The 22,570-nt window shown below is 61.4% G+C and carries 28 protein-coding genes; 15 read left to right on the top strand and 13 right to left on the bottom strand.

Annotated elements, in window-relative coordinates; genetic code table 11:
• Positions 1-89 precede the first annotated feature (89 nt).
• Positions 90-428 (top strand): hypothetical protein, encoded by a 339-nt coding sequence (locus C6Y62_RS05545; protein ID WP_173953137.1) that lies wholly within the window; start codon positions 90-92, stop codon positions 426-428.
• A 64-nt stretch (positions 429-492) separates the two neighbouring features.
• On the opposite strand, the gene C6Y62_RS05540 is transcribed toward C6Y62_RS05545, so the two are convergent.
• Positions 493-1,233, bottom strand: a complete 741-nt coding sequence (locus C6Y62_RS05540; protein WP_173953136.1) for an HAD family hydrolase — start codon at positions 1,231-1,233, stop codon at positions 493-495.
• Positions 1,234-1,560: 327 nt separating this feature from the next.
• Here C6Y62_RS05540 and C6Y62_RS05535 point away from each other — a divergent pair, with 327 nt between their 5' ends.
• The 3 genes from C6Y62_RS05535 (at position 1,561) to C6Y62_RS05525 (ending at position 4,727) form a co-directional block, all read left to right on the top strand.
• Positions 1,561-2,358 (top strand): SLATT domain-containing protein, encoded by a 798-nt coding sequence (locus C6Y62_RS05535; RefSeq protein ID WP_173953135.1) that lies wholly within the window; start codon positions 1,561-1,563, stop codon positions 2,356-2,358.
• A 111-nt stretch (positions 2,359-2,469) separates the two neighbouring features.
• Positions 2,470-3,588, top strand: a complete 1,119-nt coding sequence (gene ald, locus C6Y62_RS05530; protein WP_068461901.1) for an alanine dehydrogenase — start codon at positions 2,470-2,472, stop codon at positions 3,586-3,588.
• A gap of 272 nt (positions 3,589-3,860) precedes the next feature.
• Positions 3,861-4,727: an alpha/beta hydrolase gene (locus C6Y62_RS05525; protein ID WP_173953134.1), complete on the top strand. Its 867-nt coding sequence runs from the start codon at positions 3,861-3,863 to the stop codon at positions 4,725-4,727.
• A 53-nt stretch (positions 4,728-4,780) separates the two neighbouring features.
• Here the strand turns inward: C6Y62_RS05525 and rpsU are convergent, their stop codons facing one another.
• The 3 genes from rpsU to purE all read right to left on the bottom strand — a co-directional run bounded on the left by rpsU (position 4,781) and on the right by purE (position 6,766).
• Positions 4,781-5,023, bottom strand: a complete 243-nt coding sequence (gene rpsU, locus C6Y62_RS05520) for a 30S ribosomal protein S21 (protein WP_068461905.1) — start codon at positions 5,021-5,023, stop codon at positions 4,781-4,783.
• A 136-nt stretch (positions 5,024-5,159) separates the two neighbouring features.
• The gene (locus C6Y62_RS05515; RefSeq protein ID WP_173953133.1) at positions 5,160-6,260 is read right to left on the bottom strand and encodes a 5-(carboxyamino)imidazole ribonucleotide synthase; all 1,101 of its coding nucleotides are present in this window, start codon (positions 6,258-6,260) and stop codon (positions 5,160-5,162) included.
• An 11-nt stretch (positions 6,261-6,271) separates the two neighbouring features.
• Positions 6,272-6,766 (bottom strand): 5-(carboxyamino)imidazole ribonucleotide mutase, encoded by a 495-nt coding sequence (gene purE / locus C6Y62_RS05510; protein ID WP_173953132.1) that lies wholly within the window; start codon positions 6,764-6,766, stop codon positions 6,272-6,274.
• A 186-nt stretch (positions 6,767-6,952) separates the two neighbouring features.
• Between purE and C6Y62_RS05505 the strand changes: the two genes are divergently transcribed.
• Entirely contained in the window at positions 6,953-8,356 is a 1,404-nt protein-coding gene (locus tag C6Y62_RS05505) for an MFS transporter (RefSeq protein ID WP_173953131.1), read from the top strand.
• A gap of 47 nt (positions 8,357-8,403) precedes the next feature.
• Here the strand turns inward: C6Y62_RS05505 and C6Y62_RS05500 are convergent, their stop codons facing one another.
• The gene (locus C6Y62_RS05500; protein WP_068461912.1) at positions 8,404-8,610 is read right to left on the bottom strand and encodes a YdcH family protein; all 207 of its coding nucleotides are present in this window, start codon (positions 8,608-8,610) and stop codon (positions 8,404-8,406) included.
• Positions 8,611-8,868: 258 nt separating this feature from the next.
• Here C6Y62_RS05500 and C6Y62_RS05495 point away from each other — a divergent pair, with 258 nt between their 5' ends.
• Positions 8,869-9,054, top strand: coding sequence for a YdcH family protein (locus tag C6Y62_RS05495; RefSeq protein ID WP_338074326.1), 186 nt, complete (start codon positions 8,869-8,871; stop codon positions 9,052-9,054).
• Positions 9,055-9,080: 26 nt separating this feature from the next.
• On the opposite strand, the gene C6Y62_RS16605 is transcribed toward C6Y62_RS05495, so the two are convergent.
• Both C6Y62_RS16605 and C6Y62_RS05490 read right to left on the bottom strand, forming a co-directional pair.
• Positions 9,081-9,212, bottom strand: coding sequence for a hypothetical protein (locus C6Y62_RS16605; RefSeq protein WP_276509961.1), 132 nt, complete (start codon positions 9,210-9,212; stop codon positions 9,081-9,083).
• Between the two features lie 240 nt (positions 9,213-9,452).
• The gene (locus C6Y62_RS05490; RefSeq protein WP_173953129.1) at positions 9,453-11,081 is read right to left on the bottom strand and encodes an acyl-CoA synthetase; all 1,629 of its coding nucleotides are present in this window, start codon (positions 11,079-11,081) and stop codon (positions 9,453-9,455) included.
• Positions 11,082-11,097: 16 nt separating this feature from the next.
• On the opposite strand from C6Y62_RS05490, the gene C6Y62_RS05485 reads away from it, so the two are divergent.
• Positions 11,098-11,376 (top strand): hypothetical protein, encoded by a 279-nt coding sequence (locus C6Y62_RS05485; protein WP_173953128.1) that lies wholly within the window; start codon positions 11,098-11,100, stop codon positions 11,374-11,376.
• A gap of 396 nt (positions 11,377-11,772) precedes the next feature.
• On the opposite strand, the gene C6Y62_RS05480 is transcribed toward C6Y62_RS05485, so the two are convergent.
• Positions 11,773-12,519 carry a DUF1013 domain-containing protein gene (locus tag C6Y62_RS05480; protein WP_068459442.1) on the bottom strand — a complete coding sequence of 249 codons (747 nt, stop codon included), beginning with the start codon at positions 12,517-12,519 and terminating at the stop codon, positions 11,773-11,775.
• 272 nt (positions 12,520-12,791) lie between these two features.
• On the opposite strand from C6Y62_RS05480, the gene C6Y62_RS05475 reads away from it, so the two are divergent.
• The 6 genes from C6Y62_RS05475 (at position 12,792) to pqqA (ending at position 18,830) form a co-directional block, all read left to right on the top strand.
• Positions 12,792-13,226, top strand: a complete 435-nt coding sequence (locus C6Y62_RS05475; protein WP_068459440.1) for a MaoC family dehydratase — start codon at positions 12,792-12,794, stop codon at positions 13,224-13,226.
• Positions 13,227-13,296: 70 nt separating this feature from the next.
• Positions 13,297-14,229: a bifunctional riboflavin kinase/FAD synthetase gene (locus tag C6Y62_RS05470; protein WP_173953127.1), complete on the top strand. Its 933-nt coding sequence runs from the start codon at positions 13,297-13,299 to the stop codon at positions 14,227-14,229.
• Positions 14,230-14,339: 110 nt separating this feature from the next.
• Positions 14,340-17,429, top strand: a complete 3,090-nt coding sequence (ileS, locus tag C6Y62_RS05465; RefSeq protein WP_173953126.1) for an isoleucine--tRNA ligase — start codon at positions 14,340-14,342, stop codon at positions 17,427-17,429.
• Positions 17,426-17,962: a signal peptidase II gene (gene lspA, locus C6Y62_RS05460; RefSeq protein WP_173953125.1), complete on the top strand. Its 537-nt coding sequence runs from the start codon at positions 17,426-17,428 to the stop codon at positions 17,960-17,962. The genes ileS and lspA overlap by 4 nt, the downstream gene beginning before the upstream one ends.
• 67 nt (positions 17,963-18,029) lie before the next feature.
• Positions 18,030-18,476, top strand: coding sequence for a hypothetical protein (locus C6Y62_RS05455; RefSeq protein WP_068459433.1), 447 nt, complete (start codon positions 18,030-18,032; stop codon positions 18,474-18,476).
• Between the two features lie 264 nt (positions 18,477-18,740).
• Positions 18,741-18,830 (top strand): pyrroloquinoline quinone precursor peptide PqqA, encoded by a 90-nt coding sequence (gene pqqA, locus C6Y62_RS05450; RefSeq protein ID WP_068459431.1) that lies wholly within the window; start codon positions 18,741-18,743, stop codon positions 18,828-18,830.
• Between the two features lie 147 nt (positions 18,831-18,977).
• On the opposite strand, the gene C6Y62_RS05445 is transcribed toward pqqA, so the two are convergent.
• Positions 18,978-19,259, bottom strand: a complete 282-nt coding sequence (locus C6Y62_RS05445) for a hypothetical protein (protein WP_068459429.1) — start codon at positions 19,257-19,259, stop codon at positions 18,978-18,980.
• A gap of 157 nt (positions 19,260-19,416) precedes the next feature.
• A complete protein-coding gene (locus tag C6Y62_RS16600) occupies positions 19,417-19,539 on the bottom strand; it encodes a hypothetical protein (RefSeq protein ID WP_272481813.1) in 123 nt (40 codons plus the stop codon).
• A gap of 385 nt (positions 19,540-19,924) precedes the next feature.
• Between C6Y62_RS16600 and C6Y62_RS05440 the strand changes: the two genes are divergently transcribed.
• Positions 19,925-20,407 (top strand): hypothetical protein, encoded by a 483-nt coding sequence (locus C6Y62_RS05440; RefSeq protein WP_173953124.1) that lies wholly within the window; start codon positions 19,925-19,927, stop codon positions 20,405-20,407.
• A gap of 60 nt (positions 20,408-20,467) precedes the next feature.
• Here C6Y62_RS05440 and C6Y62_RS05435 read toward each other — a convergent pair whose 3' ends face one another.
• Entirely contained in the window at positions 20,468-20,854 is a 387-nt protein-coding gene (locus C6Y62_RS05435; RefSeq protein WP_173953123.1) for a hypothetical protein, read from the bottom strand.
• Positions 20,855-21,084: 230 nt separating this feature from the next.
• Complete coding sequence (locus C6Y62_RS05430; protein WP_068459423.1) at positions 21,085-21,330, bottom strand: hypothetical protein; 246 nt, start codon at positions 21,328-21,330, stop codon at positions 21,085-21,087.
• A gap of 248 nt (positions 21,331-21,578) precedes the next feature.
• Between C6Y62_RS05430 and C6Y62_RS16710 the strand changes: the two genes are divergently transcribed.
• On the top strand, positions 21,579-22,109 hold the full coding sequence (locus C6Y62_RS16710) for a polymer-forming cytoskeletal protein (protein WP_173953122.1): 531 nt from the start codon (positions 21,579-21,581) through the stop codon (positions 22,107-22,109).
• Between the two features lie 142 nt (positions 22,110-22,251).
• On the opposite strand, the gene C6Y62_RS05420 is transcribed toward C6Y62_RS16710, so the two are convergent.
• The gene (locus C6Y62_RS05420) at positions 22,252-22,551 is read right to left on the bottom strand and encodes a DUF2312 domain-containing protein (RefSeq protein ID WP_068459420.1); all 300 of its coding nucleotides are present in this window, start codon (positions 22,549-22,551) and stop codon (positions 22,252-22,254) included.
• Positions 22,552-22,570 lie beyond the last annotated feature (19 nt).

Genomic DNA, 22,570 nt, shown 5'->3' with positions numbered 1-22,570 from the left:
TCGTTCCAATCCGGACCAACACGCCAGCAAAGCTTCACCAGAAATTCCGATCCTGCACCACGCGGCGGCAATCCGTTGTAGGATTAACCATGGCCTTTGCTCGCACATATGTATGCGCCCTCGGTGCGCTTTCGCTCCTTGCTTTGACGGCATCGAACGCAACTGCCGGTGCATGGACAGTCGCAGCTTCGTCTGCGCAACCCGCAACGGCTCTCACGGTCGTCAGCACGGTTGACGCCGGCCGCAAGGGCACGCGCAATTATCGCGAGGGAAGCGGCGACGCCGCGGCGCCGAGCATCAGCGACTACAAGGCACCCACACGCGCTGAAAAACTTCAGCATTGCATCGACACCTGGGATGCAGGCACGCACATCTCTAAAAGCAAATGGCGTGAGATCTGCAAACGCCAGCTTGCCGCCGGCGAATAAGATCACCCCAGCTCCAGCATCCACCCGCTAGTCCGTTTGTCCCGCGTGATGCCGTCGACGGGCATCAAACGACGCTCGGATGATGCTCCGCTTCGGCGTCCGGGCCGCGATAATCCTCCATGCCGACAAACCGCATCACCGCGTCGTGCAGGCTCTTGGGATTGTCGACAATGATGCCATAGGTCAGCGCGCTGATCGGCAGATGGCTGTAGCCGTAATCAACCAGCACCAGCGGAACGCGCGCTGCAATCGCCGCGCCGTGATCGGCACTCGTGTCGCCAACAAGCAGCGCCCGCGCCATGTGGCCGCCTGCGCGCGTGACAGCTTCTTGAACAGGGCGCGGATCAGGCTTCATCGGCCGATCGCCACCGGCACCAACCACCGCATCAAAGCAATTCACGAGGCGCATATCCTGCAGGATCGTGCGCGCGATTTCCTCGATCTTGTTGGTGCAAACCGCTGTACGGACATGGCGCTGACGCAACTCCTGCAGCAGCGCATAGATGCCCGGATAAACACGTGATCGACGCGCCGGCGCCTTCGCATAACAGGCAATGAAGCGACGACGCGCGGCATCAGCCTCGTCGGCCGGCAGATTGAGACGCTTGGAGGTCAACGCGCGCCAGAAGAATTCGCTCAGGCCATCTCCCATCATCGAGGCAGCCTCATCCTCACTTGTTGGTCCGAAACCATAGGGCGCGAGAACTTCATCCAGAGCGGCGGCGATGTCCGGAACGGTGTGCACAAGCGTGCCGTCCAGATCGAACACAACGGTCGGCGTTGTTGGGGCGGGAGGTAACCGCATACGCATTTACTCCAGACATTCAGACGAAATTTACGGGCGCACGGCTGCGGCGAATATCAACACGCAGAGCACATTGGGACGGCGCCAACGAGTACCTTACATCGTAGGTCAACCACAGGTTTTGAACCCTTGCGCAGGGCTGCTGCCGATAACGTTCAGTAAGCGGTCGTAACATTCGCGATTTTCGCGGCGGGTTTCCTAGCGGATGCGACCCTGCGGCACAGCCGCCTGATGCGCCTTCCGGTTTTCAACACCATCCGGCACATCGGCCATCGGAATGGCATCTCCCCTGATGAGCGTTCGATGGATGCGCAGTAATGTGCCCGCATGCAGACGAGTCGAATTCCCACGGCATCTGGCGCGACACAAATCCGGCTTGCGGCTGAAACGGTGCGCAAGAACGTCTCTACGCGCGACAGATACCTGAACAACTGGAACGTCGTTAAGCGCGCGCGCTTCAACGCCGCAAAACGATTCGAGCGCAAGCAGGATGCAAGCACGCTGGCATTTGCGCTGGCGGGCGTGTTCGGATTTCTGCTGCCGATCTACACCACCATCTTTCAGGACAGCATCAGCGTGCATACGCGCAACGTGCTGGACTTCACCGGCTTTGTCACCGGCTCGCTCTCCATGGTCATCGGTCTCATCGAGCAGGCGAAAGATTATCCCGCCAAGGCGCGCCGCTTCGACGAGTGCGGCCGCAAGGTCAACAGCGCGCTGCAACGGCTCACGCTGATGAACGGAGTTGCGGATCGCGAATTGCAGCCGATCCTCGAAGAATACGAACGGGCGCTGCATGAGTGCGGCGAGAACCACGACGAGATCGACTATGAAATCGCCCGCTCTCAGCAGGCTTTAAGCAGACTGGACCAGCAAAACCTGGAACCGGAAAAGCTAAAGCAGGAGAGGCTGGAACAGAAAAAGAAGCTGGCCGCGTTGCGACGCCGCGAAGCTGTGCAGATCTTTGGCCTCTACTGGGCAATCTGGATCGGGCCGCTGCTGTTGAGTGCGATGCTGCTGCTTCTGGTTCCACCAGGGCAGAACGCTGCGTCAGCGACCAAGAGCGGCGCCTTGCCCGACTTCACCGGCGCGCAGCGCGCATCTCCATTCCGACCTGCAAATTAAGCCGAACCGCAAAAGCCGCACCCTGATATGGGGCCCAGACCAAGATCGCGGTTGCCAAGGCGGTAATCCGCAATACCCTTGCCGCGACTTCAAGCGGAGAAAGGCGCCAACATGCGCATCGGCGTGCCCAAAGAAATTAAAGTTTTCGAAAACCGGGTCGGACTTGTACCTGCCAGCGTGCGGGAACTGGTTGCCCACGGTCATCAGGTTTTCGTCGAGAAGAACGCGGCCGCCCGCATTGGCGTGACAGACGAAGACTATGTGAAAGCTGGCGCAACCGTGTTGCCGTCCGCCGACGAAGTGTTCGCCAGCAGCGATCTCATCGTGAAGGTGAAAGAGCCTCTGGCCGCGGAGCGCGCCATGCTTCGCCCCGGCCAGACGCTTTTCACCTATCTCCATCTCGCGCCTGACCCGGATCAAGCGCACGGCCTGATGCGCTCGGGCGTTGCTGCCATCGCCTACGAAACGGTGACCGGCGCGCGCGGCGGCCTTCCGTTGCTATCCCCCATGAGTGAAGTTGCGGGCCGCATGTCGATCCAGGCCGGCGCCCACTGCCTTGAGATGGAACAGGGCGGACGCGGCATGCTGCTTGGCGGTTCCGCTGGCGTGGCCCCTGCCAACGTCGTCGTAATCGGCGGCGGCGTTTCCGGCGTCAACGCGGTGCGCATGGCCATCGGCCTTGAAGCCTCCGTCACCTGCCTCGATGTCAATCTTGAGCGGCTGTATGGGCTCGATCAGCAGTTCGGCGCTGGCCTCAACACGATATTCTCAACCCGCCAGGCAATTGAGGATTACGTGCTTGAGGCAGATCTCGTCATCGGCGCGGTGCTGATACCCGGTCGCTCGGCCCCCAAGCTGATCAGCACCGACATGGTCAAAGCCATGAAGCGCGGCTCGGTCATCGTCGACATTGCGATCGACCAAGGTGGCTTTGCCGAGACTTCGCGGCCGACCACGCACGCAGCACCCAGCTACGTCGAACATGGTGTCGTGCATTACTGCGTCGCCAACATGCCAGGCGCTGTCGCGCGTACTTCTGCCTTTGCCCTCAACAACGCCACGTTGCCGTTCGTGCTGGCGCTGGCCAACAAAGGCACCACCGAGGCGCTGCTGGATGATCCGCATCTGCGGGCTGGCCTCAACGTCTATGACGGCAAGATCACCCATCCTGCGGTCGCTGAATCGTTGGGCGAGCCCTACTTCGATCCGCTCCGGGCACTCGGCCAGTAAGGACGTACGGCCAGACGATCTGGCCAGGGCTGCGGCCCTACGCTGCAATTCGGATGGCTTGAACAAAGAGCCATCCGACATCTGTTGTCCTGTCGCCGAGTTGCATTGGCCCGTAAAATTTTTTGCGGGTTTTCGGCCACGACGTATTCGATTTTGTAATTGGCCGCAGCGGTTCGGCTTCGCAGGCGGCGCCGGATCAGGCTAATCTGACCTCTGCTTGGCACCGCCCGTCCGCTCAACCATCGGTGCTGCCAAAAGCGCGTTGGAGAGGCATGCAGCTCATCATCAAGATCGCGCTGGCCCTTTTTGCCGTCTACGCAGTGGTAGCGGTTGCAGCCTTCGTTTTGCAGCGCAAGCTGATGTACTTCCCGGATGCCGGGCGCGTCTCACCGGCAGCGTTCAACCTGGCCGGCGCCAGCGAGCGTATGTTGACCGCAGCGGATGGCACCCAGCTCGTCAGCTGGTACGCTCCGGCCAGCCCCGGCAAGCCAACGCTGCTGTATTTCCATGGCAACGCCGGCAACCTCACCAATCGCTCCGAGCGGATGCGGCGCTTTCTGGCCCAGGGCTACGGCGTGCTGATGCTCAGCTATCGCGGCTTCGGCGGATCGGAAGGTCAGCCCAGCGAAGCTGACAATGTTGCCGATGCGGCGCTGGCCTATCAGGCGCTGCGCGATGACGGCGTCGCTCCGGAAGACATCATCGTCTATGGCGAATCCATCGGCTCGGGCGTCGCCGTGCAGCTGGCCGCTGCGCATGACGTTGGCGGCATTGTGCTGGATGCGCCCTATACGTCGATCGTCGACGTGGCAGAACTGTCCTATCCGTGGCTGCCGGTGCGGCCGTTCATTTTCGACCGCTACGAGACGCTACAGCATCTGCCGAAGGTGACTGCTCCGCTGCTTATCCTGCATGGCGAAGAAGATCGCGTCATTCCGGTTGAGATGGGCAAGGCCGTGTATGAGGCCGCCAACGCGCCGAAGGATATCATCACCTTCCCACGCGCGGGCCACTCGGACCACCACCTGCACGGTTCGCACGAGGCGATGTTCCGCTGGATCGAGGCGCTGTACGACAAGCGCGCCAAGGCGCTCGATGCCTACGATGACGCGCCTCTCCAACGACAAATGCGCCCGTGAGCACATCGCTCAGGGCGCACTAAATCACAAGGAATGCCGTCGGAAACCGACTTTTAGCGGCGGGCACCGGCAGCGGGTGCAGCCTTGCCTGGCAGAAGGCCTTCACGCTGAGCGCGCTTGCGAGCCAGCTTACGGGCGCGGCGCACAGCTTCAGCCTGCTCACGAGCCTTACGCTCGGAGGGCTTCTCAAAATAGTTACGGAGCTTCATCTCACGGAAAATGCCCTCGCGCTGCATCTTCTTCTTGAGCGCCTTGAGAGCCTGATCGACGTTGTTGTCGCGGACGAGAACCTGCAAGCGGCTACTTCCTTGTGCCTTGTGGTGACCAATGAAAAAAGCGGCATACGGTGCGGTATCTAAAACACCACGCCCCGATTGCCGTTGATGATGGCGCTTCCCCTACCACAGGGAGCGCCGGATTGTCCATGCGTGATTAGAGTGAACGGGTTTCAACATCCACCGAGCGGGGGAATAGCCTGTTGACGTGCCCCATTTTGCGGCCGGGCAGAGCTTTGTTCTTGCCATAAAGATGCAGGCAGGCATTGGCCTCACCGGCCAACTGCGGCCACGCGGCAACATCATCGCCGATCAGATTGGTCATCTGACAATCCGAATGGCGTTCCGTCGCACCCAGCGGCCAACCCGCAACCGCCCGAATGTGGTTCTCAAACTGGCCAACGGCGCATGCGTCCATCGTCCAGTGGCCTGAATTATGGACACGCGGGGCAAACTCGTTCAGCAGCAGCGGCTCAAGCGCATCGCCGACGTAGAACATCTCGACGCCGATCAGACCGACATAGCCCAGCGCCTCAGCCAGCGTCGAAGCAATTTCGATCGCCCGCTCACGATGGGCGGCAGGCAGGCGGCTCGGCACCGTGGAGGTGCGCAGGATGCCACCTTCGTGGTGGTTCTGCGGGATGTCGTAAACCAGCGTTTCGCCGTTGATGCCACGCACCAGCAGCACCGAAACCTCGAACTGGAAGTTGACCATCGCCTCTAAAGTTGCAGGCGCACGGCCGATAGCTTCGAACGCCTCGCCGATCTGATCGGCAGAAGCCAGCCGGGCCTGGCCCTTGCCATCATAGCCCAGACGACGCGACTTCAGGATCGATGGCGCGCCCACGGTTTCAAGCGCGGCGGCGAAATCGCCCGGCCCTTCGACCAGCGCAAAGCGGGGCAGCGGCAGGCCCAGAGAAGCGATGAAGCTTTTTTCCTTGAAGCGGTCCTGCGCTACCTCCAGAGGCTTCAGCCCCGGACGTACTGGACGCACCTTTTCCACCGCAGCGGCGGCAGAAACAGGAACGTTTTCAAATTCATAGGTGACGACATCGGTCTCAGCCGCAAACGCCGTGATCTTCGCCAGATCATCGTATGCGCCGATCGTTGTCGATGCCGCGACATCCGAAGCGGGGCCCGGAACGTCGCTATAAATGTGAGCCTTGAGGCCGAGCCGCGAAGCTGCCACGGCAAGCATACGGCCGAGCTGACCGGCACCGAGAATGCCAATCGTCGAGCCGGGGGGAAGAGGCTGCATCCTATGCGGTCTCACGTATCCTGGGGGCTTTCGGCGACAGCCGCAGAGCGGGCCGCCCGGTGCGCTTCGAGACGCTTAAGCAGCGCCGCGTCGGTAATGGCGAGAATCTGTGCCGCCAGCAGGCCGGCGTTGGTGGCGCCCATCTCGCCGATGGCGAGGGTGCCGACCGGAACGCCCGCAGGCATCTGCACGATCGAAAGCAGGCTGTCTTCGCCGCCCAGCGCCGTCGTTGCGATGGGCACGCCCAGAACCGGCAACTGTGTCATCGAAGCGGTCATGCCCGGCAGATGCGCTGCGCCGCCAGCACCGGCAATAATGACCTTCAAGCCCCGATCCTTGGCGGATTTGGCATAGTCATACAGCCGTTCAGGGGTGCGGTGGGCGGAAACGATGCGCGCTTCGAATAGAACCTGCAAGTCGGCCAGGATCTGCGCGGCCTTCTTCATTGTCGGCCAGTCGGACTGGCTTCCCATGATGATGCCTACAACGGCTTTTTCGGTGCTCATCTCGTGCTGCGTTCGGCCACAGAAAGCGCGGAGGTACAGGAACAGCCCGATATTTACAAGTGTTGCTTGTCGTTTGGCCGTTTCTTAGCCCGCCACTGTCATGCTTAACGCCTCACCGCACGCGCTGGCCAGGGGACGGCCAGCCATCCAAGCACACCGCTAAAGATCCTTGAGGGGCACATCCGGATGCAACCAGCGCGCACCCGCCGGGCCATTGGCGCCGGCATGATCGGCAACGTGCTGGAATGGTATGATTTTGCCATCTACGGCTTTTTCGCCGTTGAGATCGGGCGCCAGTTCTTCCCCCATGAAAGCCAGGTCGCCCAGCTTCTCGCCACCTTTGGCGTCTTTGCCGTTGGCTACCTGATGCGCCCGCTCGGCGGCATCGCCATCGGCCACGTCAGCGATCACTACGGCCGCCGTGCCGCGCTCATCGTCGCGATCACTGCCATGGCCGTGCCGACCTTTCTCATCGGCCTGCTGCCCGGATACGCGGTCCTCGGCATTGCCGCGCCCATCCTGCTCACAATGCTGCGTATGGTGCAGGGGCTGTCGCTCGGCGGCGAGCATCCCAGCTCGATGGTGTTTCTGGTTGAGCGCGCGCCCGAGGGCCGGCGCGGTTTCATGGGCGGCCTTGCAGCGTGCGGCGCCATCGTCGGCCTGCTGCTCGGCTCTGCCACCGGCGCACTGCTGGCCGCGGTGATGTCCGCCGATGCACTGGCGGAATGGGGCTGGCGCATTCCCTTCATCATGGGTCTAGGCGTCGGCCTGGTCGGTAACCTGATCCGCCGCAACATCGAGGAGACAGTTCCGGAGCGCAGCGGCAAGAGCCCGGCGATTGTCGACACGCTGCGCAATCACTGGCGCCTCGTGGGCCGCATCGCCGCCCTCGCCGCTTTCAACGCGGTGCCGTTCTATCTGCTGTTCGTCTATCTCGTCAGCGTGATGGAGCTGGATAACGGCTTCACCCCCGCGCAGGCGCTGCTCATCAACACCATCAGCATGACTGCGCTGCTACCGTGCATGCTGCTCGGCGCATGGCTCACCGACAAAGTGGGCCGCAAGCCGGTGCTGCTGTTCTCGATCGGCATGGGCTTTCTCACCGCGTGGCCGCTGTTCACGCTCATGCATCAGCCCGACCCTGTACTCGTCTTTGCTGGCCAGCTCGGTGCAGCGCTCTTCGTCGGCCTGTTCACGTCGTCGTTCCCGGCGCTGATCGTAGAATCGACACCGGCCCAGGTGCGCTGCACGGCGGTGGCGCTCGGTTACAATCTGTCGATCGGCATCGTCGGCGGCCTCACGCCTTTCATCGCCACGCTGCTCGTCGCTTACACCGACAATCCGATGGCGCCAGCGTTCATGGTGATGTTCGCTGCCGCCGTTGCCTTCACCGCGGTGCTGACCTTCAAGGAAACGTTGGGACAGCCGCTGGAAGGCGGCATGATCTCTGCGTCGCGCGGCGACGAAGCCGATGCCGAAGCGACAACCGCAGCCGCCGCAAAGGCCCTGCGCGACATTGCTATCGAAGCAACCGGAACAGCAGTGGATGGCAGCAATTCGAATGCATCTGGCGGCATCCGGGCAGCCTGACGCCCATCAGTGCGCGGTTCTTCGCGCGCGATCCGCGTTGTCGTCTGTCAGGCAATGATGTCGGGCAGCAGCTGATCTTCGATCGAGGTCATGCGATCCTTGATCACCAACTTCTTTTTCTTGAGGCGCTTCACCAGAAGCTGGTCCGCAGTGCCGGAATCCTCAAGCAGTATGATCTGGTCATCAAGGTCGCGGTGCTCAGCCCGCAACTTTGCCAGTTCGTCCCGAAGCTCTCTATCGTTGTTGCGCGTCATGTCCGGCCGGCGACGTCCTTTTAAACAACCAGCGCATATGCGGCCGGACTATCCATCTGTTGCTTATAACTCGCAAGTGATTGCCGTTACAGGCCAGCGCACATTCTGCACATAAAACATTGCAAAGGCGCCGTATTGCAGCGCCCGCTCGCGGAGCAGATTTGCATCAAAAATTAGGCGATCCGACACAATAACGCCATTGGACAAGTCGCCGAGCTTCTGTCACGCTACTGTTGTCTTCAATATACATGGAGGACCATGATGGCGCTTTCAGCTCACCTCGCAGAGCTATCCGAGAAGCACAAGCTTCTTAAGCGTAAGATTGAAGAGGAGCTCTCCCGCCCCGGTGCGAATGAGCAAGAAATTCAGCGACTGAAAGTACGGAAGCTGAAACTCAAAGACCAAATCACACGACTAAGCATGAACGGCAGCACACGACATTAAAGCTGCCAACCAGGAGCCTTCGGCCCTCAATCTCCGGCCAGGATCGACACCGGCTGGATCATCGGGATCACGGCTTTGCTGAGCACCAGCCATTCGGCTGAATAGCCGCGATGGCTCGCAGGCCAGCCGCAGTTCTCAGACTTGATCCGGCCGCGCATCTTCGGAGTATGTCTCCGCCTCTCCCAAGCGCGGAGCATGCTCCGTTCAGCAACGGGGCGCGCTTCGGGTCAAGCCGCAGAGCGCCCCACACGACAGCCCACTCACGCTTTCGGTTATACGCTTCGTGACCGCTGAATTTTGGCGTCGCGAACGCTGCCGACTTTGCGACGGAACGCGGGCGAACATCTGCGTCCGACGCCGTCGAAAAATAGTGTTCCCGGAGCAACGCAGCACACGCGTCATGCGCTCTTCGCCATCTCGCGCAGCTTGAACTTCTGGATCTTGCCGGTCGATGTGCGCGGCACCTCCGCGAACACGACGTAGCGCGGGCACTTGTAGTGCGCCAGCCGCTCCCGGCACCAGCCGATCAGCTCCTCGACCGAGGCGTCCATGCCCGGGCGCAATTCCACGAACGCGCACGGCGTCTCGCCCCAGCGGTCATCCGGTTTGGCCACCACCGCGCAATAGGCAACAGATGGATGCTTGTAGATCACATCCTCAACCTCGATGGATGAGATGTTCTCACCGCCCGAAATGATGACATCCTTCGAGCGATCCTTGAGCTGGATATAGCCATCGGGATGCAGCACGCCGAGATCGCCGGAGTGGAACCAGCCGCCAGCAAATGCTTCCGCCGTTGCGACCGGATTTTTCAGGTAGCCCTTCATTACGATGTTGCCGCGGAACATGACTTCGCCCAGCGTCACGCCGTCCGCCGGAACCGTCTGCATCGTCTCAGGGTCCATCACGGTCAGACCTTCCAGCGCGAGATAGCGTACACCCTGACGCGTTCGCTTGAACGCCTGACCAGCGCTGTCGAGCGCATCCCATTCAACGTTCCACTTGTTCACCACCGCCGGACCGTAGGACTCGGTCAGTCCGTAAAGGTGCGTAAGGTGGAAGCCGGCTTCAGTCATCGCATCCATCACAGCTTGCGGCGGCGGAGCTGCGGCATGGTTCACCGACACGCGGTGCTCAATCGGGCGCTTCTCATCGTCGGGTGCGTTGAGCAGCGTTGCCATCACGATCGGCGCGCCGGAAAGGTTCGTCACACGGTGCTCGATGATCGCGTCATACATCGCCTTGGCGCGCACCCAGCGCAGGCAAACATGCGTGCCTGCAACCGCTGTCACGGACCACGGGAAGCACCAGCCGTTGCAGTGGAACATCGGCAGTGTCCACAGATACACCGCGTGCGCGCCCATGCCGGCTTCAAGATTGTTGGCGTAGCACATCAGCGCCGCACCACGGTGGTGATAGACGACGCCTTTCGGATTGCCGGTGGTGCCGGAAGTGTAGTTCAGCGAAATGGCGTTCCACTCGTCATCTGGCATCTGCCATGCGAACTGCGGATCGCCCGCCGCGATAAATTCTTCATATTCGACTGCGGACAATCGCTCGCCCGTTTGCGGAAATTCCGGATCGTCATAATCGATCACAATCGGCTTCGCGCTCGCCAACTCAAGCGCAGCCTTGGAAAGCGGCGCGAACTCGCGATCGGTGATCAGCAGCTTGGTTTCAGCGTGATCGAACTGAAATGCCACGATCGGCGCATCCAGACGCGTGTTGATCGTGTGCAGCACCGCACCGACCATCGGCACACCGTAGTGCGCTTCGAGCATCGCCGGCGTATTCGCCAGCATTACCGATACGGTATCACCCGGCCCGATGCCGTGCGCTGCAAGCGCCGACGCCAGCCGCCGACAGCGGTCATAAAACTCGCCATAGGTGAAGCGTTGATCGCCGTGGATGATCGCGACGTGATTGGGATAGGCAAGCGCCGCCCGCTGCAGAAACTGCAGAGGCGTTAGCGGCTGATAGTTGGCTGGGTTCTTACCAAGATTGTCGTCGTAGGGTTTGGATGGCATGTGAGACCGGCGCTTGGTGAAGATGTGCAAGCGGAATATCCGCGCATTTGCAAAAACGCTAGCGAAAGCGCTGCGCGCGGGCAATGCGGTTTCGCGCGATCAGTCGGAACCTGTGGCCGATCAACCGTCGGGAAAACCGCATGGCCACACTTCTGCACAGACCAGCAAACGTTTAATGTCAACTGGTCGCATGTTCCACAGAAGGGTGATGAACATGAGCCAGTCTACCCAGCAATCGATCGCGCTCTGGATACTAATGATGTTGCTGATCTGGGTGCCGTGGGCCGTTGAGTAAAGCCACGGGCCTCGCGACTTTAGTCGGCATGTCGATCCATGCCCGACGCTGAGGCACGGTGCCTGACAATGCGCCGGCCAGGTGCGCAAAAAAGTTGCGCTTGTACGCGATGCACCTGAAGCGCCCGCGGCCTTCCCGCCCTGCGTCTCGTTGGCGCCGAAGGGGGATCACGCCCTTATCCGCCTTGCCGACGAAGGCAGGCATCCAGCCAACATTTACGCTTGATCGGTTGAAGCGGTGGCGCGCGGTCGCCAGCTAGAGGCGCCCTGGCAGCAGCTCATCGCAGGGATCGACTTGCCCAGATTGCAGATGCGGCCTGCACCGGAATGACGAAACTCATTCGCACACCGGCGACACCCCTGCGGGGAGCCGGCCGCCGGTGCACTAGAGCAGCGCTCAGTCCTCGTCTTCTTCGGGACGGTCGCCGCCGGAAAGCTCTTTCAGCTTCGCGAATACGCGGGCCTGCTCTTCCAGCTCGGACTCCTCGCGCTCTTCCTTATGGCGCGGCTGCATGATCTCGACCTTGCGGTCTTCCGAAGCGGAGGTTGTCTCCTCGGTCGGAAGCAACGTGCCGGCATGCTCCAGATCCGGCATATCCGCGCGGTCTTTCTCCACGCGGCGGGCGCCCTTCTTTACCTCGGCATCCAGGTCCGTCTGAGAGCACAGGCCCAAGGTCACCGGGTCCTGAGGCGTCAGGTTGGCCGAGTTCCAGTGCGTGCGTTCGCGGATCTGCAGAATGGTCGGCTTGGTGGTGCCGACGAGGCGCATGATCTGGCTGTCTTTCAGTTCCGGATGGTTCCGCAGTAGCCACAGCACAGCGTTGGGGCGGTCGTGACGGCGTGACACCGGCGTGTAGCGCGGCCCGCGGCGGGTCGGCGTCTCGGGGATCGTCACCTTCGGCTCGGCAAGACGGAGCTTGCGGCCGGGGTTTTCCTCGCCAGCTTCAATTTCTTCGCGGGTGAGCTGACTGGAGCTGACCGGGTCCAGCCCCTTGATGCCCTGCGCGACGTCACCGTCGGCTATGCCCTTCACCTCAAGCACGTGCAAACCGCAGAAAGCCGCGATCTGATCGAACGTCAGGGAGGTGTTTTCGACGAGCCATACGGCTGTCGCCTTTGGCATAAGGGGCTTACGGTCGCTCATAGGGGGAACCTCCGGCTCCCTGCGTCGGTCAGCAGGGCCAAGTGCATTCTAGAGTCAACTGGGGAATGGCGCCTTATAACTTGGCAGAGGCTCGGCGGCAACAAGCCAATCAGTTGAGAATTCCACCATACCCCTACGCCCGTTAACGCCCTGGCTTCTCCCCCGTCGCTGCGTCGCCCCTGCGTCCACCCGGCCCGGTTGCCCCTGGGGTGCGGCGCGGATAGTGTCGCGACCAATCACGGACGGGAAAGATTGACGGGAGCCACAGCACTATGGCCGATACGCCGAACAGCGTTTACTTTGAAGACCTTAGCATCGGACTGGAAGCATCCACCTCCAACACCGTAACCGCCGATGTGATTTCGGTTTTTGCGGATGTTTCGGGCGATCATAACCCTGTGCACGTCGATGCCGACTATGCCGCTGGCACCATCTTCAAGGAGCGCATCGCCCACGGCATGCTTTCCGCCGCCTATATTTCTGCGGTCTTTGGCATGAAGTTGCCCGGCCCCGGCGCCATTTACATATCTCAGACACTGGCTTTCAAAGCGCCGGTGAAAATCGGCGACGAGGTGGTCACCACGGTCAAGGTGGCGGAACTGGTGCCGGAAAAGAAGCGCGCCCGGTTCGACTGCGTGTGCACCATCAATGGCAAACCGGTCGTCACGGGCGAAGCGGTGCTGATGGTACCTTCGCGTCCGGCCTGACCTGAACCGGCGCTTTGCACTAAGGCGCCGCAGCAGCAGCCGACATTCGGCACCGGGCCGGGGAGACACGATGCTGGTCGTTCAAGGCTATAAGGATGTACCCGCGAACGCGCGCGGTGCCGTGCTGACCATCGGCAATTTCGACGGCGTGCACCGGGGCCATCAGGCCCTGCTCCACAAGGCGGTTGAAATCGCACAGGAAATCGGCGCTCCGGCCGGGGCGCTGATCTTCGAGCCTTACCCGCGCGAATTCTTCGAGCCGAAAGAGCCGATCTTCCGGCTGACGACGCTGCCCGCCAAGATCGCGCTGTTCAATCGGATCGGCCTCGACCTCACCGTCGTGCTGGCCTTCGATCAGGCGATGGCCGACCTTTCAGCCGACGATTTCGTCAAACAGGTGCTGGTCGACGGCCTCGGCGTGCGCCACGTCATTGTCGGCCACAACTTCTTCTTCGGTTGCAGGCGCATCGGCACCCCGGAAACCCTGCGCGCGGCAGGCGAACGTTATGGCTTCGGCGTCACGGTCATCTCGCCCGTGGCCGAACATGGTGAGGTTTTCTCCTCCAGCAACATCCGCCTGCGCATCACTCAAGGCGACGTGAAGGGCGCGGCCCGCCGACTGGGGCGCAACTGGAGCGTCATCGGTCAGGTGGTTGGCGGCGCCAAGCGTGGCACCGGATTGGGCTTCCCCACCGCAAACATCCCGCTGGCGAAGGGCAACACCCTTGGCCATGGCATCTACGCCGTACGCGTCCACTTCGAGGGCGCGCAGCACGACGGCGCGGCTTATCTGGGGACCCGCCCCACCTATGATAACGGCAAGCCGGTGCTTGAGGTTTTCCTGCTGCACTTCGACGGCGATCTCTATGGCCACACCATAGAAGTGGAGTTCGTGGACTTCATACGCCCCGACCGGAAATTCGATTCAAGCGAAGAGCTGGTGGCGCAGATGCAGGAAGACATCGCCCGCGTTCAGGCCATCCTCGCAACCGGCTCAGCCTGAGCAAAGCAAACGCGTACAGCGTGAACCCATGTTGGTGAGCCGGACCACCGCCTAGATATGGCGGCCGCATGTTGCTAGAACCCCGGCTCGAAACTGGAAAGATCAAGAGCATGGCAACGGACAACGGCAGCAAGGGCAACCCCAAGGCGGATGCGACGGGGGCAGCGGCAATCGACGCGACAGAAGGCGGCGACGGTGGCCGCGACTGGGGCAAGACGCTGTTCCTGCCGCAGACCGAATTCCCGATGCGCGCCGGACTGCCCGCGCTGGAGCCGCGCCTGCTCGAACGCTGGACCGAGCTTGGCCTCTATGACCGCCTGCGCGAACAGGGCCGCAACCGGCCAAAGTTCCTGCTGCACGACGGCCCTCCATACGCCAACGGCAACATCCACATCGGCCACGCGCTGAACAAGATCCTCAAGGATCTCGTCGTCAAATCGCAGAGCATGGCGGGCTTCGATTCCAACTACGTGCCCGGCTGGGACTGCCACGGCCTGCCGATCGAATGGAAGATCGAGGAAGCCTATCGCGCCAAGGGCCGCAACAAGGACGCTGTGCCGATCAACGAGTTCCGCGCCGAGTGCCGCGAGTTCGCCGCCAAGTGGATCGACGTGCAGCGCGAGGAGTTCAAGCGCCTCGGCGTCATCGGCGACTGGGACCATCCTTACAAAACGATGGACTACGCGGCCGAGGCGATCATCGCTGGCGAGCTGATGAAGTTCGCCATGAACGGTACGCTGTATCGCGGCTCCAAGCCGGTGATGTGGTCCGTGGTTGAGAAGACCGCGCTGGCTGAAGCCGAGGTCGAGTACCACGAGCACACCTCGGATGCGATCTGGGTGAAGTTTCCTGTGGCGGGCGATGCAGGCGAACTGGCCGGAGCGTCGGTGGTCATCTGGACAACGACGCCGTGGACGATCCCCGGCAACCGCGCGATCTCGTTCTCGTCGAAAATCGACTACGGTCTTTATGAAATCACCGCCGCACCGGAAGGCAACTGGGCCAAGGTGGGCGACAAGCTCGTCCTTGCCGACAAGCTTGCAGCCGATGTGATGAAGGCTTCGAAGGTCGAAGCGTTCGAGCGCCGCGCGGGCGTTGACGCTGACGTTCTGGCGACCCTCGTAGCGCAGCACCCGCTGCACGCGCTCGGCTACGATTTCACCGTGCCGCTGCTCAACGGCGACCACGTCACCGACGACGCGGGTACCGGCTTCGTGCACACCGCGCCCGGCCACGGCGCCGACGACTACATCATCTGGGTTGCCAACCAGAAGGCGCTGCACGAGCGCGGCATCGACACCACGATCCCGTTCACCGTCGATGCCGGCGGTGTGCTGACAGCCGAAGCCCCCGGCTTCGAAGGCCGCCGCGTGCTCACCGAAAAGGGCGACCGCGGCGACGCGAACGATGCCGTCATTTCCGCGCTGGCCGAGGCAGGCAACATCATCGCGCGCAGCCGCATCAAGCATCAGTATCCGCACTCGTGGCGCTCGAAGAAGCCGGTGATCTTCCGCAACACGCCGCAGTGGTTCATCGCCATGGACAAGCCGGTGAAGGGCGTGCCCAAGGCGGCTAACCAGACCCTGCGCCAGCTTGCGGTGAAAGCCATCGACGACACCGAATGGGTGCCGCAGACGGGCGAGAACCGCATCCGCAGCATGGTCGAAGGCCGCCCGGACTGGGTGGTCTCGCGCCAGCGCGCATGGGGCGTACCGATCACCGTGTTCCGCAACACTGAAACCGGCGAAGTCATCCCGTCAGCCAAGTTCCCGAAGGCGAAGGAACTCATCGGCCGCGTCACCGCCGCGTTCGCTGAAAAGGGCGCCGACGTGTGGTTCGACGAAGGCGCGAAAGAGCGCTTCCTCAACGGACTGGTCGAAAACCCGGCCGAGTGGGAACAGGTGCGTGACATCCTCGATGTATGGTTCGATTCCGGATCGACGCACGCGTTCACGCTGGAAGACCCCAAGCACTTCCCGACGCTGGCGGGCATCAAGCGCGAGCCGCTGGGCGCCACGCCCGAGCTGATCGCGGAAGACGGTCCGTTCGACCGCGTGATGTATCTTGAGGGCTCCGACCAGCATCGCGGCTGGTTCCAGTCTTCGCTGCTGGAATCGTGCGGCACGCGCGGCCGCGCTCCGTTCGACATCGTGCTGACGCACGGCTTCATCCTCGACGAAAAGGGGGATGAGAAGATGTCGAAGTCGAAGGGCAACGTGCTGTCGCCGCAGGACGTGATGAAAAACTCCGGCGCAGACATCCTGCGGCTTTGGGTTGCATCGGCCGACACCACCAACGACATCCGCTTCGGGCCAGCGATCGTGCAGTCTGCGGCTGAATCCTATCGCAAGCTGCGCAACACGCTGCGCTGGATGCTGGGCGCACTTGCGCACCTTGATCATGATGAGCGCGTCAAGTTCCGCGACATGCGCGAGTTCGAACTGGAGCGGCTGATGCTGCACCGGCTGACCGAGCTCGACCGGGAAGTGCGCGCCGCCTACGCCGAATATGACTATCGCAAGGTGGTCGCGGTGCTGTCGCAGTTCATGAACACCGAGCTGTCGGCGTTCTACTTCGACATCCGCAAGGACGCGCTGTACTGCGATCCTTATTCCAGCATGCGCCGCCGCGCCGCCCTGACCGTCGTCGACGAGATCTTCAACGCGCTTGTCACATGGCTGGCGCCGATCCTGTCGTTCACCGCCGAGGAAGCCTGGCTCGCCCGTCAGCCCGGTCGCGAAGGCTCGATCCATCTGGAAGGTTTCGCCGAGATCGACCCCGCCTGGCGCGACGATGAACTGGCCGCCAAGTGGGACGAGGTGCGCGAAGTGCGTCGCGTCATCAACGGCGCACTAGAGCTTGAGCGCGCGGCCAAACGCATCGGCTCCAGCCTTGAGGCTGCGCCGGAAGTTTATGTCGCCGATGAAAAGCTGCTGCGCGCGCTGGAAGGCGTCGATCTGGAAGAAGTCGCCATCACCAGTCAGGCCCGGCTGATCGCCAAGGCGCCGCCCGAAGGCGCGTTCACGCTGCCGGACGTGCCGAACGTCGGCGTGGTACCGGCCCGGGCGGAAGGCAAAAAGTGCGCCCGTTCGTGGCGCATTGTGGCCGACGTTGGCGCCGATCCGGCATTCCCCGATCTGTCAGCCCGCGACGCCGAAGCCGTACGTGAGTTCGATGCCCGCGCAGAAGGTGCCGCATGAGCCAGACAACGGAAACAGGCACGCGCGGGAGCTGGTTCTGGGGGCCCTACTCGCGCCTGGCGCTGATCGTGTTCCTGATCACGCTGGTGCTGGATCAGGCGCACAAGTGGTGGATGCTGGAAATCTACGGCATCGCCGACAAGGGCCGGGTGTACATCAACCCGTTCCTTGATCTCGTCTATGTGAAGAACATCGGCATCAGCTACAGCCTGTTCGATCAGGAGAGCTACAGCGGCCAGATCATGCTGGCGGCAATGGCTGCAATAGCCACGCTGGCGCTCTGGCTGTGGGTGGCCCGCAGCGGAGGCAGCAAGCTGTTGGCCGTATCGCTGGGGCTGATCATGGGCGGCGCCATCGGCAACGCCATTGACCGGCTGGTGCTTGGCGGCGTTGCAGATTTCTTCTCTATGCACGCCTTTGGATACTACTGGTATGTCTTCAACATAGCAGATGTAGCGATAGTTGCAGGGGTCATAGGGCTGTTATATGACTCGATCGTGGCGAGTCGCAAAGACGCCGCAAAGCCGTTGTAGCGCAGTAAATTAGCGTTGCGCCGCACCTAGCCATCGTCATGTTGGCAGGGACGCCACGGGGGAAAACATGCCGCCGAAATCCTTTGCCGTTCGAGCATTTAAGCCTCTGCTGCCGCTGTGTGCGGCTATTGCGGTTGCTGGCTGCTCCATGGACGACGTCGAGTTTAACGGCGGCATCTTCAACGCGGTCGGATTGAACGCGGCGAGCCAGAAATCGGCGCAACCGCAGCTCGCCGAGCGTGCTCCGCTTGTCGTTCCGCCAACGCTTGATCGCCTGCCCGCCCCCGGTTCCGCGCCCGAGCAGCCGCAGCTCGCCATCAACGATCCGGACGTCGCCAAAAAGCGCTCGCAGGCCGAGCTTCAGGCGCAGCAGCAGGCCTATTGCGATAAGCACTATCGCGATGCCGGCATCCGCGGCGATGAAGTGGCCCATGTCGAAGGCCCGCTTGGCCCGTGCCGCAAGTCCGTCCTCACCGCCATCCAGAAGTGGAACAGCGGCGACGCCGAGGAGTGAGGCTCACTCCGGCTTCTGCTCACTACTGAATTTTCCTGACCTGGACGTCGGCGCAGGTTAACTTTTGCGCGTCCGCTCCATTGCGGAAAAAACCGGCAACGGATGAATTTTTTGCTGCGCTGCGGCATCCAAAAAGACACGCAACTACCTCAAGACATAACCAAAAATCGCAGAATCCAGTTGCAGCGGCCCATGCGTCAACCTATACCGGGTGGTGGGGGACGGGCCCATGCCGACGTCCTCCCATCAAGGAGGAAACTACCCATGAAGACCTGGAACAAGCCGCAGGTGCGTGAGCAGGAAGTTGGCCTCGAAGTCACTTCCTATATGCCGGCCGAGATCGACATCATCTGATTGTCGTTCTACTGCGGTAGAGATGCGGCGGTCGAAATTTCGACCGCCGTATTTTTTTGCCCGGACGGATTCGGAGCGTACGCCAATCTCCGGAACTCAGAGGGGCTTGGAGCCAAGGGGCACGCTGCCTTCAGGCCGCCACGTGTCTCAAGCGTTGAACTTGCCTTCGATCTTGGCCACCCACTTCTCATAGGCGCCGCTCAGGGTGTCGACGTCATAGCGCAGGCCCTCGGCAACGCCGACCGGATGATCCGGCTGCGCGTCCAGCTTGCGGCGAATATCGCTGTGCTTGGCGACCATGTCGTCCCAATCCTTCTGCGCCTCAGCGCTGAAGTTGCCGGACGCGCCGATCGAGTTCCGGGCCGCGTGAATACGCTGCTCCAGCTCATCGAGCTTCTTGCGCGTCTCGACGATGATGTTTTGGCTCATTGTTGTCTCCGCATCCCATATTGCATCGCGACGGGAGACTAACGGGCACGGCTATCAATTTCGTCAAAATCCGCCGGACGATCGCATTTACTTCGCATGGATCAGCCGGGCCCGGTGGCACCCGCGAAAACGTCTGGCCGAACCGTTAGCCGGCTTGTCAGTCTGGCACGATGAGGCCGAGAACGCAGGCAATCGTACCGATCATCACCAACCCGATCAGAAACCAGAGAACCGCGCTTTCAGTCAGGCCTTCGAGCGCCTGCGTGCGTCTGCTGTGCATGGCGTATCCCTCCCTGCCGGCGAACACGCTGAACGCAATCTCTGCAACAATTAATTCTCTGATTTGCCTGCTTATGCACCAGAAAACTGTGCGCTTGCCGCCGAATCAGGCGCTCCAGGCAAAGGGCGCGGCGAGCAACAGTGCCTGAAATATTGGGCGCCTATCGCATGCAGATGGGGAAAATTATCGGCCCGACGCAATTCTTCCAAACGATTTGCACATCAAAGATGCCGCTTTAACAGGCTTTCGCCACCATAGCCTGTTGCCCCCGCCGCGAGTCAGCTAGCCGAATAGATAGTTCCAGATGGACTAGCTCCGTCTGATTCTTGGAGGTGGGGTCATGTCGTCGGTAAGCCGCAGAGCATTGGTCGTTAGCTGCATTGTCATGTCTGCGTTGCTCGCGGGATGCGCCACCACCGATGGCCTCATGATGACGTCCTCGTCGCCATCCAGCACCAAGCACTACCGCCAGACCAACACCAAGAAGGTGGCGCGCCGCCACAAGCCCGCGCGCGTACAGAATGCATCCGTCGACAGAGCGGTCGCCATTCCCACCGCAGGTTTGACTTCAGGCCCAACATCACGCATTGAAACCGGCTCGATCGACGCCAAAAAACCCGACGCTGAAAATGGCGCGCAGGCTATCGACAGCGGCGACAGCATTGTTGTGCCCAAGCAGGAGTCGCGGCTTCCCGCTGAAGAGCCCGCCGCCGTCGAACCTGTTACCTCGCGCGATGATCCGCGCTGGCGCTGGTGTGAACAGCGCCACATCGATCATCAGGCCGGAAGGGCACCGGGCGGCGCAACTGACCTTGCAAAGAAGCTTGAAGACGATCGCATCTGCGCGGCCGTGTACGAGCGCGGCTGAGCATAGACGCAGCCCTCTCAGTACTTTTCAGCCAGCGGTTTTGTTTGGCGCTAACTCCGATCAGATCGGCGGCACGAACAGCGCATAGGCAAAGGCGACAGCGGCCAGAATAAAGCCCAGCGCCGCTACCACGCACACCAGATCCAGCACGAACGCAAAGCCCGTTCGCAGCACCCAGCGCAACCTGCGATTTTTATAAATTGTTACGGCCGTTTCAGCGGCCCAGTCAGCGCGCTCCAGCGCACCGATCCAGAGCTTTTGCCCGCGCCGCGAGAATCTGACCCAACGCGGAATGTGATACGGCGGGCGCTTGCCCAGCTCCGTCAGCCACGCGCGATTGTTGATTGCATCGCGCTCAAGCAGCGCTGCGCCCAGCTCAAGCCTGTCGAGTTCAGCGAATGAATTCGCCGGCCTCCTGGAAAGCTTCTGTCGATGCCCGGAACGCATGGCATAGCTCGCGCTTGCTACGCCTTCGATAGTGAACGCATATGAGCAACTGTTCAACTTCCCAGACACATTGAACGGACATCAGCGCCGATATTTTTGAAGTGTAGATGCGGCTCAGGAAAAACGATTTCGCAAGCTGCTAGAGCCTGTCAGCGTTTTGTTGAACCGCCGAGAGATTCTAGCCGTTTGTTTTACGTGCTTCTTGTCGGAAAACCGGTTCCGGAAGCACTCTAGCGGCCGCGATCCTCATCGATGCGATCCACCAGCGTGCGAATTGCACCCATCACGGTCTCAACCCATTCGGCGGCAGCAGCATCGTTCTCGCCCAGATCATGCATCGCATCGGCATACACGTTGTGCGCATCCTGAAGCGCAGCTGCGCGCTCTTCCACCGGCAGCGATGCAATCTTCAGCGCAATGCGCTGGATGGAAGCCATCGTCTGCTCAACCAGAGTTCGCGGATCGTTTGGGTACATGCTTGCCTTTCCATGGGGCTTCGCGCGAGGGGGGTCGCAAGCGCTGCGCCGATCACTCTTGCATAACACTGGCGCCAAGTTTTGGCAGAAAGCCAAACGGTAAGCCCAGCAAAAAACAGACCAGTCCGATTCATGGCGCACCTTCTCAATATCGACAAAAAATAGCCGCGTATGTGGGCCTCCATCGTTGCCGTGGGACATTCATTTTAGTGGTGGGAAGGCGCGCCGGTCGCGCAGGAGGTAATCGCGTGTTCAATTCGGATAGCAAGAACGGACTGTTGCAACCCAAGCCCGGCCCGCTGCCGCTCGCATCGGGCGGTCTGCAGCCTCCGCGTCAGATCCCACCTACTCCAAGCCAGTCGCCGTTCGATCGCTCGTCGTCGGCCAGCACCGGCACCTCCGTGATCGGAACCGACCTCACCATTCTGGGCGAACGGATCACCATCATTTCCGCCAACCGTCTGCAGGTTGATGGCGATGTGCGCGGCAACGTGCACGGCAAACAGGTTGTGATCACCGAAGAAGGCTCGGTGACGGGCACAGTCTGCGCTGAGGAAATCGAAGTGCGTGGCGGGGTACGCGGCGCCATTCGTGCAGTAACGGTGAAGCTGCACGCAACCGCCAAGGTAGACGGCGACGTGACCCACCAGAACCTCGCAATTGACGAAGGCGCTCAGTTCGACGGCCGCGTCCGCCGCAGCAATGACCGTGCAGAGCTTATGCCGGTGCTCGATCCAGAAGTGATCGAACGCTCGCGCACCGATGTCAGCGCACAATAAGCACAGCGTTATATACTCAGACGCACCGCTTCGACCGTTGCAATGATGCCGGTCGAGGCGGTGTGACAAGCGCCTGCGGATTGTGCGGGTGCGCGAAAGGCCCGTCACCTGCTCAGAGGCGATGGGCCATCGTTACGTCAGCTTACTCGGCAGCGATCATCTGATCGACCATCGCGTCGTGCTCGGAATCGGACGGGCCGAGCATGCCCAGCGCGTGCAGGTATACCTCAAGCACTGCGTCCTCTTCCTGACGCTCAGTTGTGCTCTTCTTGCGCAGGCGAACCACCTGGCGCAGCACCTTCACGTCGAAGCCGATACCCTTGGCTTCCAGATATTTGTCGCGAATGTCGCCGGCGAGCGCCTTCTTCTCTTCTTCTAGCCGCTCGATCTGCTCGACGAGCTGGCGCAGTTGCGCCTGCGCTGAGGCCTGTAGCGTCGTCATCCCTCTATCTCCCGTCGCG

It is taken from the genome of Hyphomicrobium sulfonivorans, from assembly GCF_013306565.1.
Classification (GTDB): Bacteria; Pseudomonadota; Alphaproteobacteria; order Rhizobiales; family Hyphomicrobiaceae; genus Hyphomicrobium_A; species Hyphomicrobium_A sulfonivorans.
Note: the sequence above shows the minus strand (reverse complement) of the source record. Positions and strands in the feature narration are given on the sequence as shown.

Excerpts from the sequence above, each read along its gene's own strand:
- C6Y62_RS05545 (WP_173953137.1), top strand. The coding sequence starts at position 90 with ATGGCCTTTGCTCGCACATATGTATGCGCCCTCGGTGCGCTTTCGCTC.
- C6Y62_RS05540 (WP_173953136.1), bottom strand. The coding sequence starts at position 1,233 with ATGCGGTTACCTCCCGCCCCAACAACGCCGACCGTTGTGTTCGATCTG.
- C6Y62_RS05535 (WP_173953135.1), top strand. The coding sequence starts at position 1,561 with ATGCAGACGAGTCGAATTCCCACGGCATCTGGCGCGACACAAATCCGG.
- ald (WP_068461901.1), top strand. The coding sequence starts at position 2,470 with ATGCGCATCGGCGTGCCCAAAGAAATTAAAGTTTTCGAAAACCGGGTC.
- C6Y62_RS05525 (WP_173953134.1), top strand. The coding sequence starts at position 3,861 with ATGCAGCTCATCATCAAGATCGCGCTGGCCCTTTTTGCCGTCTACGCA.
- C6Y62_RS05515 (WP_173953133.1), bottom strand. The coding sequence starts at position 6,260 with ATGCAGCCTCTTCCCCCCGGCTCGACGATTGGCATTCTCGGTGCCGGT.
- purE (WP_173953132.1), bottom strand. The coding sequence starts at position 6,766 with ATGAGCACCGAAAAAGCCGTTGTAGGCATCATCATGGGAAGCCAGTCC.
- C6Y62_RS05505 (WP_173953131.1), top strand. The coding sequence starts at position 6,953 with ATGCAACCAGCGCGCACCCGCCGGGCCATTGGCGCCGGCATGATCGGC.
- C6Y62_RS05500 (WP_068461912.1), bottom strand. The coding sequence starts at position 8,610 with ATGACGCGCAACAACGATAGAGAGCTTCGGGACGAACTGGCAAAGTTG.
- C6Y62_RS05495 (WP_338074326.1), top strand. The coding sequence starts at position 8,869 with ATGATGGCGCTTTCAGCTCACCTCGCAGAGCTATCCGAGAAGCACAAG.
- C6Y62_RS16605 (WP_276509961.1), bottom strand. The coding sequence starts at position 9,212 with ATGCGCGGCCGGATCAAGTCTGAGAACTGCGGCTGGCCTGCGAGCCAT.
- C6Y62_RS05490 (WP_173953129.1), bottom strand. The coding sequence starts at position 11,081 with ATGCCATCCAAACCCTACGACGACAATCTTGGTAAGAACCCAGCCAAC.
- C6Y62_RS05480 (WP_068459442.1), bottom strand. The coding sequence starts at position 12,519 with ATGAGCGACCGTAAGCCCCTTATGCCAAAGGCGACAGCCGTATGGCTC.
- C6Y62_RS05475 (WP_068459440.1), top strand. The coding sequence starts at position 12,792 with ATGGCCGATACGCCGAACAGCGTTTACTTTGAAGACCTTAGCATCGGA.
- C6Y62_RS05470 (WP_173953127.1), top strand. The coding sequence starts at position 13,297 with ATGCTGGTCGTTCAAGGCTATAAGGATGTACCCGCGAACGCGCGCGGT.
- ileS (WP_173953126.1), top strand. The coding sequence starts at position 14,340 with ATGGCAACGGACAACGGCAGCAAGGGCAACCCCAAGGCGGATGCGACG.
- lspA (WP_173953125.1), top strand. The coding sequence starts at position 17,426 with ATGAGCCAGACAACGGAAACAGGCACGCGCGGGAGCTGGTTCTGGGGG.
- C6Y62_RS05455 (WP_068459433.1), top strand. The coding sequence starts at position 18,030 with ATGCCGCCGAAATCCTTTGCCGTTCGAGCATTTAAGCCTCTGCTGCCG.
- pqqA (WP_068459431.1), top strand. The coding sequence starts at position 18,741 with ATGAAGACCTGGAACAAGCCGCAGGTGCGTGAGCAGGAAGTTGGCCTC.
- C6Y62_RS05445 (WP_068459429.1), bottom strand. The coding sequence starts at position 19,259 with ATGAGCCAAAACATCATCGTCGAGACGCGCAAGAAGCTCGATGAGCTG.
- C6Y62_RS16600 (WP_272481813.1), bottom strand. The coding sequence starts at position 19,539 with ATGCACAGCAGACGCACGCAGGCGCTCGAAGGCCTGACTGAAAGCGCG.
- C6Y62_RS05440 (WP_173953124.1), top strand. The coding sequence starts at position 19,925 with ATGTCTGCGTTGCTCGCGGGATGCGCCACCACCGATGGCCTCATGATG.
- C6Y62_RS05435 (WP_173953123.1), bottom strand. The coding sequence starts at position 20,854 with ATGCGTTCCGGGCATCGACAGAAGCTTTCCAGGAGGCCGGCGAATTCA.
- C6Y62_RS05430 (WP_068459423.1), bottom strand. The coding sequence starts at position 21,330 with ATGTACCCAAACGATCCGCGAACTCTGGTTGAGCAGACGATGGCTTCC.
- C6Y62_RS05420 (WP_068459420.1), bottom strand. The coding sequence starts at position 22,551 with ATGACGACGCTACAGGCCTCAGCGCAGGCGCAACTGCGCCAGCTCGTC.